The sequence below is a fragment of the Streptomyces sp. PR69 genome (assembly GCF_026420845.1).
Taxonomy (GTDB): Bacteria; Actinomycetota; Actinomycetes; order Streptomycetales; family Streptomycetaceae; genus Streptomyces.
Map to the genome: position 1 here is coordinate 21112 of NZ_JAOWCB010000023.1, position 11380 is coordinate 32491.

The 11380-nt window shown below is 73.3% G+C and carries 7 protein-coding genes and 1 pseudogene; 5 read left to right on the plus strand and 3 right to left on the minus strand.

All coding sequences use genetic code 11. The features are described from left to right. Positions 1–47: 47 nt before the first annotated feature. Both OF819_RS20840 and OF819_RS20845 read right to left on the minus strand, forming a co-directional pair. Complete coding sequence (locus OF819_RS20840) at positions 48–545, minus strand: SUKH-3 domain-containing protein (RefSeq protein WP_267245124.1); 498 nt, start codon at positions 543–545, stop codon at positions 48–50. 11 nt (positions 546–556) lie between these two features. Then, complete coding sequence (locus tag OF819_RS20845; protein WP_267245125.1) at positions 557–1069, minus strand: YwqJ-related putative deaminase; 513 nt, start codon at positions 1067–1069, stop codon at positions 557–559. Between the two features lie 248 nt (positions 1070–1317). On the opposite strand from OF819_RS20845, the gene OF819_RS20850 reads away from it, so the two are divergent. The 3 genes from OF819_RS20850 to OF819_RS20860 all read left to right on the plus strand — a co-directional run bounded on the left by OF819_RS20850 (position 1318) and on the right by OF819_RS20860 (position 6743). Continuing rightward, on the plus strand, positions 1318–2301 hold the full coding sequence (locus tag OF819_RS20850) for an SMI1/KNR4 family protein (protein ID WP_267245126.1): 984 nt from the start codon (positions 1318–1320) through the stop codon (positions 2299–2301). Between the two features lie 7 nt (positions 2302–2308). Next, a complete protein-coding gene (locus OF819_RS20855; protein WP_267245127.1) occupies positions 2309–5611 on the plus strand; it encodes an SUKH-4 family immunity protein in 3303 nt (1100 codons plus the stop codon). A gap of 244 nt (positions 5612–5855) precedes the next feature. Then, the gene (locus tag OF819_RS20860; protein ID WP_267245128.1) at positions 5856–6743 is read left to right on the plus strand and encodes a cellulose-binding protein; all 888 of its coding nucleotides are present in this window, start codon (positions 5856–5858) and stop codon (positions 6741–6743) included. A 26-nt stretch (positions 6744–6769) separates the two neighbouring features. On the opposite strand, the pseudogene OF819_RS20865 reads toward OF819_RS20860, so the two are convergent. Continuing rightward, positions 6770–7042: pseudogene (locus OF819_RS20865) on the minus strand (MFS transporter); the annotation flags it as partial. A 431-nt stretch (positions 7043–7473) separates the two neighbouring features. On the opposite strand from OF819_RS20865, the gene OF819_RS20870 reads away from it, so the two are divergent. Together OF819_RS20870 and OF819_RS20875 are read left to right on the plus strand one after the other, a co-directional pair. Further along, positions 7474–8310, plus strand: a complete 837-nt coding sequence (locus OF819_RS20870) for an ABC transporter ATP-binding protein (protein WP_267245129.1) — start codon at positions 7474–7476, stop codon at positions 8308–8310. Further along, the gene (locus OF819_RS20875) at positions 8307–10880 is read left to right on the plus strand and encodes an ABC transporter permease (RefSeq protein WP_267245130.1); all 2574 of its coding nucleotides are present in this window, start codon (positions 8307–8309) and stop codon (positions 10878–10880) included. The genes OF819_RS20870 and OF819_RS20875 overlap by 4 nt, the downstream gene beginning before the upstream one ends. The last annotated feature ends 500 nt before the right edge of the window (positions 10881–11380 follow it).

The following is an 11380-nucleotide window of genomic DNA, read 5'->3' on the forward strand; positions in this document are numbered from 1 at the left end:
CGCCGGCGGTGCCGCGGGGAGCCTCGCGCCGTGCGCGTCGCCGCGGCTTACGGCGAGGTGAGGCGAGTGGGGAGCAGCCCGGTCACGATCGTGGACAGGGCGTGGTCCAGGGTGGGTCCGAGATACCAGTCGCCGGTGTGGTCGACGGTGTAGACGCGGCCGACCGCGTCGATGGCCAGCACGCCCATATGGCCGTCTTCCTCGCCGAGCGGCGCGAGTTCGGTGTCGAGCGCGCGCCCGAGGTCGGAGAGCGTACGGGCCATATGGAGGCCCGCGAGCGGGTCGAAGCGTACGGCGCTGGGGGCGGTCTGGCGGCCCGGCCCCGGCGGGACGATGCGCAGTCCGCCGAACTCCGCCCAGGCTTCGACGGCCGCGGGGAACACCTGGTGCCGGTGGCCCGCGGGGGAGACATGGGCGCGCAGGGCGTCGGCCCAGTGTTCGGCGAGCTTGATGTCCCAGCGGCCGGGCTGCCAGCCGGCCGTGCGCAGGGCGGCGTCGACGGCCACCGGGAAGCGGGTGGTGCTCAGATTGGGGTAGTCGGGCATCGGGGTCGCGTTCAGCCGTTCTCGGGAAGGGCGGCGGCCGGGTCTACAGGGCGTACGCCGAAGTGGTCGAGGAGCGCCGCGCAGGAGCGGCAGGGCGCGGCGTAGCTGCCGTGGAGCGGGTCGCCGTCCTCCCGGATGCGGCGAGCGGTGAGTTTCGCGTGCTTGAGCGAGCGCCGTGCCTCCCCGTGGGTGAGGGGTTTCCGCTGGGCGCGTTTGGAGCGCTGGCTCTCCGCCGAGGCGAGGTGCCGGGAGAGCAGGATGGCTTCGGGGCAGCGGCCCGTGAAGCGTTCGCGCTGTCCGCTGGTGAGGGTGTCGAGGAAGTCCTGTACGAGCGGATGGAGCGCGGGCGGCTCATCGCCCTTGCCCGCGGTGCAGGTCAGCGTCCGCCCGCGGACGGACAGGGCGGCGGCGACGGCCGGGAGTATGCCGTCCCTGCGGTGGTGGAGCGCGGGCGGTATGCCCGTTTCGGTGCTGCTCCAGCTGAGACGTGGATCACCTGAAGTGCCCTGTTGCGCTGTGTGCATGGTGTCTCGTCCCCTCTGCAATCCCCCGAGTTGCCTAGACAGCCTGCCAAATGGGGCGGCTGGTGTGGAAGCGGGGTCGGTTATACGTGTCGGCGGGCGTGTTGAGGGGGTGCGTTCGCATTCCGCCGTGAGCCGGGCGCGGGGGTCCGGCTGTGACTGCCGGTGACCGGGGCGGCGGGCCGGGGGCGGCCGTCACCGTACCGCTTAGGCTGTGCGGAACCAGCCAGACGCAGCAGGGGGCTACCGCCATGACGACAGGTCGGCTCGGGCGCCGGGCCGCGCCGCCGAACGCGGCCTACGCCGGGCAGCTTGTGCACTTCCCGGACCCGGTCCGGGCCTCCCGCCACCCCAGAGGTGTGCGCGTGGACGAACAGGGCTACCCGGACTTCTCTCCGTACGCGCGCGCCGCCGCGGAGATCGCGGAACCGCCCGAGGGCTTCGGCGTGGACGAGCTGCGGCTCACGGACTACGTGTCGGCGAACGCGGCGCTGCACGCCGCGGGGCACGAGCTGTGGGACACGGTCGCTCCGGTGGCGACGCCGCACGGCTGGACATGGCATCACGTGCCGGGCACGCGCCGGCTCGAACTGATCCCGGCCGAGGTGAAGGCGCTGCTGCGGCACCACGGCGGACTGGCCACGGCCGCCGTGGACCAGGGCAAGCGCGGGACGCGCCCGTTGCAGGAGACGCGGCCGGCTCATTTCGCCCTGCCGAAGCGGGCGCTGCCGGTGAGCGAGCAGCAACTGCGGGGCGTGGAGGAGGATCTGGGCTACCGGCTGCCGGGCGCGTACCGCTCCTTCCTGAAGGCGGCGGGCGGTTGCGCGCCGGCCGGGGTGGCGCTGGACGCGGAGCTGGGGCTGCTGGTTGACCAGCCGTTCTTCACCGTGCGCGATGAAGCCGCCGTCAATGACCTGGTGTACGTCAACAAGTGTCTGCGGGACCATCTGACGAAGGACTATCTGGGCGTCGGCTTCGTCCAGGGCGGGCTGATCGCCGTGAAGGTGAAGGGCCCGGGGGCCGGGTCGGTGTGGTTCTGCGCGTACGACGATGCGCGTGACCAGGACGGCTGGACCGTGCAGGAGCGTGTGGAGCGGCTGCTGCTGCCCTGCGGCGAGGACTTCGACGGCTTTCTGCGGCGGCTGGCGGGCAGCCCGCCGGAACTTCAGACGGTGGCGAACCTGATGGTGGACGGCGGCTTCGCGCGCGCCGTCCCGGTCTCGGACGAGGGGTGACGGTCCGATGGTGACGTTCGCGCAGGCGCAGGAGCGCGCCGAAGAGTGGATCAACGGCGATGTGCCCGCGTATCAGCATCGCGAGGTGCGGGTGCGGGAGTTCGAGCTGGGCTTTGTGGTGTGGGCGGAGGACCGCGAGGGAGGCCCCGTCTCGGACGGCGGCCGGCAGCGGCTGGTGATCGCCCGGGACAGCGGGGAGGCCACGCTGTGGCCCGGGCTGCCGGTGGGCGAGGTCATCCGCCGGTACGAGGAGGAGTACGGGTCGGCGGCGGCGGACGCGGCTCCGGCCGCGCCGGAGCCGCCGCAGCGGATCGATCTGAATCAGACGTCGTTCCTGCTGACGCCGCCGGAGTGGCTTCAGGACGCGGCGGACAGGATGGGCATCCCGGACACGGGGTCGCCGTCCGGCGCGGTTGTGGGGTCTGCCGGAGCGGGTCCCGCGGCTGCGGGTCCGGGCGCGGGCGCGCCGTCCCGCGCGGGGGATGCGCATGCGGGCCCCGGCGTGGGCGCGCCGCGGCGTGATCCGGACGCGGTGGGTACGGGGGCTGCCGGGGGCGTGTCGGGCGCGGGGTCGCCGTCCGGCGCGGCTTCGGGTGTGTCCGGGGGCGTCCCGGATGCGGGGGGTGGGGCTGGTTCCGTTGCTGTGGGGGCGGGTGCTGTGCCGTCCGGCGTGCGGGATGCGGGCGCGGGTTCGGGTTCTGTGCCGCCTGGCGCGGGCTCGGGTGTGTCCGGGGGTGTCCCGGATGCGGGGGGCGGGGCTGACTCCGCCGCTGCGGGTTCGGGTGCTGTGCCGTCCGGCGCGGGCACCGGCTCATCGGCCGCCGGCGCGGGGTCGTCCCGTGCTGGGGGACTCGGCGTCGGCGGTCCGGTTCCGGGTGCTGTGCCTTCTGGCGAGGGCTCGGGTGCGCCGTCCGGCGCTCCGGATGCGGCGGGTGCGGCTGCTGGGGGCGGGGGTGGGGCAGGCCCCGCTGCCGCGGGTTCGAGTTCCGCGCCGTCCGGCGCGGGGGGCTCCTCTGGGGCGGACGCGCGTACGGTCGCGGAGTCGCCCGGTTCCGGCGCCTCGGGTGAAGCCTCCCGTTCGGGTGCTGCGGACGACGGCGTCCCCCGGGCCGCGGAGGCGGGCTCTGACGCTGTGCCCGGCGGCGCTGGCAGCCGCGCGTCATATGCCGCGTCGCCGCAGGGCACCCCCGTACCGGCCGCCGGGCCTGCCGGTGCGCACGCTTCCCAGGGCGAGAGCGTCCCGGACGCGCAGTCGTTGGAGGCGTCCTCCGCGACATCCGGCGGGGGCAAAGCCTCGCAGGCGGGCGGCGGCGTCACGCCGATGGGCGGGTCCGGCCGCCCCGACGCCGACGCGTCGTCCGGCGGCAACGTCTCGCAGAGCAGCTCGCTGTGGCCCAGCGCCTCCGCCCCCTCCGGCGGGCACACGGAGGAGTCCACGCTGCCCTCCGACGCCGCGTCGTCGCAGACGGCGGGCTGGACGGACACCAGCGGGGGCGGTTCGGACGACGGCTCCGTCCCGCTGCCGGCCACGGTGTTCGCCCCGCCGCTGTCGGGCGCCGATGACGACGACACTCCGCCGCCGAGCACCCCGGCGGACGCCCCGACGGCGCTGATGTCGGGAGGCAGCCAGCTGCCGCCCACGGCGATCTCCCCCGCCGTGCGGCCCGAAGGGGCCGGTGACGCGGGACTGGAACGGCCGGCGGACGCCCCGCCCGCTCCGTCCGGGAACCCGACGCCTCCCCCGTCGGGGCCGGGCGCGCCCGGCGCTCCGGCGGGCGGGTATCTGCCGACGCAGCTCGTCTCCCAACTCGACCCTGAGCCCGCGCAGCAGCCGGAGCAGCCGGGGCAGCCGGAGCCGCCCGGCCCGCCCGCGCCGCCGCAGGGTGGGGTGCATCATGCTGCGACCGTGTTGGCGAATCCGGGTCAGTTGGGTCCGAAGCCGCCGCAGCCGCCTGGTCCTCCGGGGCCGCCTGGGCCGCCTGCGCCTCCGGCTGCTCCGGGGGCGGCTCCGCCGCCGCAGGGTGGGGTGCATCATGCTGCGACCGTGTTGGCGAATCCGGGTCAGTTGGGTCCGAAGCCGCCGCAGCCGCCTGGGCCGCCTGCGCCTCCGGCTGCTCCGGGGGCGGCTCCGCCGCCGCAGGGTGGGGTGCACCATGCCGCGACCGTGTTGGCGGACCCCGGTCAGCTCGGTCCGAAGCCGCCGCAGCCGCCCGGCCCGCCGGGACCGCCCGGGCCGCCGCCCGGAGCACCGCAGCCGCATCAGCCGCACCAGCCGCAGCCCCCTCACGGCGGCGGCCGCCCGCCCTCGTACGGCTATCCGCCGCAGCCGAGCGGGCTGCCGACCGTCGGCCCCGGCTACCAGGCCGTGCTGCGCTACCGCGCGCCCGACGGCTCCGAGCAGCAGCTCATCCGCCGCTCGGCGCCCGGCACCCCGCACCCGGAGTGGCAGATCTTCCATGAGCTGCGTGCGCTGAACGTACCGCCGGACCAGGTGCTGGAGCTGCATACGGAGCTGGAGTCCTGTGAGCTTCCGGGCGCGTACTGCGCACGGATGATCCGGGACAACTGGCCGCAGGCGCGGATCACTTCGATCGCCCCGTATGGCCGGGACCATGCCTCACGGCAGCAGGGCATGCGGCAGCTGCTCGCGCATCAGGGCGAGTTGCACCAGGTCGCGGACGGCCCCGCCCGCCCCGCCCCGGTGCGCGCCCCGCTGCCGCAGGTGCGGCCCGCCCCGCCCGCGCCGCCGGAGGCGATCGCGCAGGAGCTGGCGGCCGCGTTCGGCCCGCAGGGCATCTGCCGCTTCGACCAGCGGTCGGTCTCCCGCCAGGGGGTGCCCGAGTTGGTGGCGGCGACGCTCGTGTGGGCGGGGCTGCCGGGGGACTTCAACCCGTTCTTCTGGGCGCAGCCGCCGCAGCCTGTGGTGCCCACGCTGGCGGAGCTGGCCGCGCAGCGCGGTGTGCGGCCCGCGTCCGACGCCGGCTCGTATCTGGTGGTGGGCACGGACTTCGGCCGGGCGGTCTGCGTCCAGTACGGCACGGCGCACATCGTGGCGGTGCCGGTGGAGGCGGGGCCCGGCGGCCAGCCGGTCGCGCCGCAGTTCGTGAACAGCGGCATGCCGGAGTTCGTCCGCTGCCTGGCGCTTCTGGGCCGTATGTGGCGGCTGCGGTACGGGCTGAACCAGGAGCAGGCGGGCCGCTGGACGGTCGACTTTCAGGCGCAGCTGGCGGCGCTGGACCCGGCGGCGCTGGCGTCTGAGGAGAGCTGGTGGTCGGTGCTGCTGGAGCAGATGTGGGACGGTCTGCTCTGAGCCCGCCGGCGTTGCCACGCTGAAGCCCGGCGCGCACGCCCCTTCGGCCCGTTGGCGCTTCGGCGCCTGCGCCCGGCCCGGTTCCATAACGGTGCATACCGCAGGGAACCGGGCCGGGCGTTTGCTGTCGTATGGCGCATCCTTGACCCGTGAGGGCGGGGGGAGTGTCGCGGTATGGCCGCTTCCCTTTGATCCACCAGGATGTGCGCCGAATCGCATTGTGTGCCGGAAAGGGGCTTGAAGGATGAGCGCTGCATCGATGTCACCCCACGGCTTCGCCGTCGTGCGCCGTGGCTACCGCATGGCGGAGACCGACGCCCGTGTCTCGGCCCTGTCGCAGGAGCGCGACGAGGCCTGGGAGCGTGCCGCGCGGCTGACCGTCCTGGCCAAGGAGATGGCCGCGCAGACGGAGCGGCTGCGGGAGACCGTCGCGCAGCTGCCCCCGCAGACCTACGAGACGCTGGGCAGCCGCGCCCAGTATCTGCTGGCGCTGGTCCTTGAGGAGGCGGAGGCGCTGGACGCGGCGGCCCGCGAGGAGGCGCAGGCGCTCGCGGACGAGGCGGGCACGGCGGCCGACGCCGTACGGGCCGCCGCCCAGGCCCACGCCGACGCGGTGCGCGCCGAAGCGGAGGAGTGCGCCCGGCGTACGCTGCTCGCGGCCCAGCGGTCGGCGGAGGCGCTGTACACGCAAGCCCGGCGGGAGGCGAAGGACCTGCGGGGCAAGGCGGCCGCAGAACTGGAGGAGATGCACCGGCGCACCGAGGCGATGCTGACCGAGCTGGGCAAGGAACAGGCGGAGCGCTGGGAGGCCGCCGAGCGCGGCTTCGCCGAGGACGAGGCGGAACTGGACGCGCGCCACACGGAGTTGACGGCCCATGCCGAGGCCCGTCTTTCGGAGGCCCGGCGCGCCCTGGCCGAGGCGGAGGAGAGCGCCCGTCACTCCCAGGAGGACGCGGAGGCCCGCGGCGCGGAGTTGAAGGCCGCGGCGCGGCTGCGCGCGGAGCGGATCTCCCGTGACACCGAACGCCTGCTGCGGGAACACCTTCAGACGCGCGAGGAGATGCAGGCGACGATGACGCACATCCGCAACAGCCTGGCGGCGTTGACGGGCCGCGCTCCCGCGGAGGGGTGAACAGGCGCGACGTCGGTCCTCGTCCGTCACCTGTCCGTCGGCTCGTCCGTCAGGACGGGGAAACGCCGTGGGGCGAAGGTGAGCAGGACCAGCAGGGAGAGGGCGGCCGCGGCGGCCGCGCCCTGGCAGACGTGGTCCACGGCGGCGTCGACCGCACGGCGCAGCCGGTCGGCGGCGTCCGCGGTGAGTGAGGAGGGGTCGTCGAGCGCGCGGGCGGCGGCGTCCAGATCGCCGCCCGCGGCGCCGAGGTGCGCGGTGGGCACGGCGTTGGCGACGGCGCCGAACAGCGCCGCGCCCAGGCGGCGGGCCGTGAGCGCTGGCCGCCGCCGTCCACGCCCTCCTCCGTGTCGCCGGCTCCTGCCACTCCCCGTTCCTTTCAGTCTGCGCTTATCGCCTCGGGCACACCTTCTCACTTGCGCCTCACGCCACGGGAGGGTTCAGGCTTTCTCCGTCTCCCCCTTCAGGGGGAGATCCCTTAGGGGCTACTCCCTACTTCTGGCCAGGGGCCGTTCGTCCCGGCGGACGACGAGATGGAGGAGGCGGTTCTTTAGCTTGTCTTTAAGGCCGCAGCAGGCGCAGCCGAGGCAGGCGCCGCCGGGGGAGGGTGGGGAAAACCCCCGGGCCGGAACTGCACCGTGCACCAGCGCGATCAGGCCACTGCTGCCGGAAGACTCAGAGCAACGGTCAGGCCGTCATGCCTGCCGTCCATCCGCTACCGAGGAGTCATACCGTGACTACGGCTGTCACCATTCCCGCGCACGGGGGGACCGGAGGGGGTACGGCCGTCGCGGCGCGAGCCCGGCAGGTCGTCAAGGCGTATGGCGCGGGGGAGACCCGCGTCGTCGCGCTCGACCATGTGGACGTCGACATCGCCCGCGGTCAGTTCACCGCGATCATGGGCCCGTCCGGGTCCGGCAAGTCGACGCTGATGCACTGTCTCGCCGGGCTCGACACCGTCACCTCGGGCGAGATCCATCTCGATGACACCGAGATCACCAAGCTCAAGGACAAGAAGCTCACCCAGCTGCGCCGGGACCGGATCGGTTTTATCTTCCAGGCGTTCAATCTGCTGCCCACGCTCAGCGCCCTGGAGAACATCACGCTCCCCATGGACATCGCGGGCCGTAAGCCGGACGCCGCCTGGCTCAACAGGGTGGTGGAGACGGTCGGTCTGAGCGACCGCCTCAAGCACCGCCCGGCGCAGCTGTCCGGCGGCCAGCAGCAGCGGGTCGCCGTCGCGCGGGCCCTCGCCGCCCGCCCCGAGATCATCTTCGGGGACGAGCCGACCGGAAATCTGGACTCGCGCGCCGGCGCCGAGGTGCTGGGCTTTCTGCGCCGCTCCGTGGACGAGCTGGGCCAGACCATCGTGATGGTCACCCATGACCCGGTCGCCGCCGCCTACGCCGACCGCGTCCTCTACCTCGCCGACGGCCGGATCGTGGACGAGATGCTCCGGCCCACCGCCGACGCCGTGCTGGACCGTATGCGGTGCTTTTCCGGGGGACACCCCCAGACCTCCGAATTCGACCAGACCTCCGAATTCGACGCGCAGGGACGGACGTCGTGACCGTGCTCAAGACCTCGCTGCGCAACTTCCTCGCCCACAAGGGCCGGATGGCGCTCTCCGCGGTGGCCGTGCTGCTGTCGGTGGCCTTCGTCTGCGGAACGCTCGTGTTTACCGACACCATGAACACGACATTCGACAAGCTGTTCTCCGTCACCGCCGCCGATGTCACCGTCAGCCCCAAGGACGCGGACGACACCGACGACAACCCGCGGACCGGCAAGCCCGAGTCAATGCCCGCCTCGGTCCTGGACTCCGTCGCCAAGGCCGACGGAGTCCAGCGGGCCGAAGGCGCGGTCATGTCGATGAGCGTGACCGTCGTCAACGCCGACAACAAGAACATGGGCTCCAGCACCGGCGCGCCCACCATCGCAGGCAACTGGACGCAGAACGACCTCAAGGCGATGGAGATCACCTCCGGCCACGCCCCGCGCGGTCCTGCCGAGGTGATGGTCGACGCCGACACCGCCGGCAAGCACGGTCTCAAGCTGGGCGACGAGCTGCGCGCCATCGCCGTCACCGGCGACTTCACCGCGAAGATCTCCGGCATCGCCTCCTTCAAGGTGACCAACCCGGGCGCGGCCGTCGTCTACTACGACACCGCCACCGCGCAGCGCGAACTGCTCGGCAAAGAGGGCCTGTTCACGCATGTGCTGGCCACCGGAGCGGACGGCGTCAGCGATGAGCAGCTCAAGAAGAACGTCGCCGCGGCCCTGGACGCCCCGTACAAGCTGCAGACCGCGAAGGAGGCGGCCGACGCGGGCCGTGAGGAGGTCGGCTCCTTCCTCGACGTGATGAAGTACGCGATGCTCGGCTTCGCCGGAATCGCCGTTCTCGTCGGCGTCTTCCTGATCGTGAACACCTTCTCCATGCTGGTCGCGCAGCGCACCCGGGAGATCGGCCTGATGCGGGCCATCGGCTCCAGCCGCAGGCAGGTCAACCGCTCCGTGCTTCTCGAAGCCCTGCTGCTGGGCGTCGTCGGCTCGGCCGTGGGCGTCGCGGCGGGCGTGGGTCTGGCCGTCGGACTGATGGAGCTGATGGGCTCGGTCGGCATGGAGCTGTCCACGAGGGACCTCACCGTGAAGTGGACGACCCCGGTGGCCGGGCTGGTCCTCGGCGTCGTCGTCACCGTCGTCGCGGCGTACATCCCCGCCCGCCGGGCCGGGAAGATCTCGCCGATGGCCGCGCTGCGGGACGCCGGCATGCCCGCCGACGCCACGTCGGGCCGCGTCCGGGCCGTCGCCGGTCTGCTGCTCACCGGCGTCGGAGCCGTGGCGCTCGCAACCGCCGCCCGTGCGGACAAGGCGAGCGAAGGGTCGATGTTCCTCGGCCTCGGAGTCGTCCTCACGCTCATCGGATTCATCGTGATCGGCCCGCTGCTCGCCGGGGTCGTCGTACGGATGCTCAGCGCGCCGACCCTGCGGCTCCTCGGCCCCGTCGGCCGGCTCGCCGAACGCAACGCGCTGCGCAACCCGCGCCGCACCGGTGCGACCGGCGCGGCCCTGATGATCGGCCTCGCGCTGGTGGCGTGCCTGTCCGTCGTCGGCTCCTCGATGGTCGCCTCCGCGACCGAGGAACTCGACAAGTCGGTCGGCGCGGACTTCATCGTCTCCTCGGAGGGCGGTCAGCCGATCGTGCCGCAGGTGCAGCGGGCGCTGGAGGAGACCGCCGGCATCGCGCATGTCACCGAGTACCGCATCGTCGACGCCAAGCTGACCTCGCCCGACGGAAAGACCGAGGACGAGAGCCTGGTCGCCGCCGACCCGACGTACGCACAGGATCTGCGCCGTACGACGGTGGCAGGCGAGCTGTCCGCGGCCTACGGGAAGAACGCGATGTCCGTCGGCGACTCGTACGCCGAGGAGCACGGCGTCACGGTCGGCGACACGCTCACCGTCGCCTTCAAGGGCGGTCAGAGCGCGCAGCTGAAGGTCGCCGCGATCACCTCGGACGACACGAACGTGGACAAAGGCGCGATGTATATGAACATCACGACCGCCGCGCGGCATCTGCCCGCCGAGAAGATGCCGCAGAACTTCTTCCTGTTCGCCAAGGCCGTCGACGGCCAGGAGAAGGAGGCGTACAGCGCGCTCAAGGCGTCCATCGCCGACTACCCGACCTACAAGGTGCAGAACCAGACGGACTTCAAGCAGGACCTGAAGGACCAGATCGGCCAGCTGCTGAACATCGTCTACGGTCTGCTGGCGCTCGCGATCATCGTCGCGGTGCTGGGCGTGGTGAACACCCTGGCCCTGTCGGTGGTGGAGCGCACCCGTGAGATCGGCCTGATGCGGGCGATCGGCCTCTCCCGCCGCCAGATGCGCCGCATGATCCGCCTGGAGTCGGTGGTCATCGCCCTCTTCGGCGCGCTGCTCGGCCTCGGGCTCGGCATGGGCTGGGGCACGGCCGCGCAGAAGCTGCTGGCGCTGGAGGGCCTGGAGGTCCTTGAGATCCCGTGGCCGACGATCGTCACGGTGTTCATCGGCTCGGCCTTCGTGGGGCTGTTCGCGGCGCTGGTGCCGGCGTTCCGCGCGGGCCGGATGAATGTGCTGAACGCGATCGCGACGGAGTAGTCCGCGGCGGACCCGTCTGCGCCGATGCGCCGCGTGGCGGAAGCCCGGGCCGGCGGTGGTGCCGGCCCGGCCACCGGAGCCGGCCCGCCCGCGCGCGTCCGCGGCATGCTGCTCGCGCTGAACGCACTGCTGGGCCCGCCCGCGCAGCCGACGGGGGGTCCGGGCCCGCCCTGCGTGTGTGTACGGGGCCGCCGCGGCCACGGCCGTTCCCGAACTGGGCCCGCCCGCCCGCGTGCGCGTACCGGCTAGACACGGACGGTCAGGACCGGACAGGACGCCTGCCCGCGTGCGCGCGTGTAACGGGGACGCCGAAGGCGGCCAGCCGGTGACGACTCTGGGGCCCGTACGCGCGCGTGTGCAGGGCGCGCCGCCGTGCGTATGTTGGCCTGTCTGCGCGCGTGCGTGTACGGGCCCGAGGGGCCGCGCTCGGGCTCCGGCCCGTCTCGGCCCGCCCGCGCGGGCGGGCCGAGACGGGCAGTACGGAGGCAGCCCCATGACCC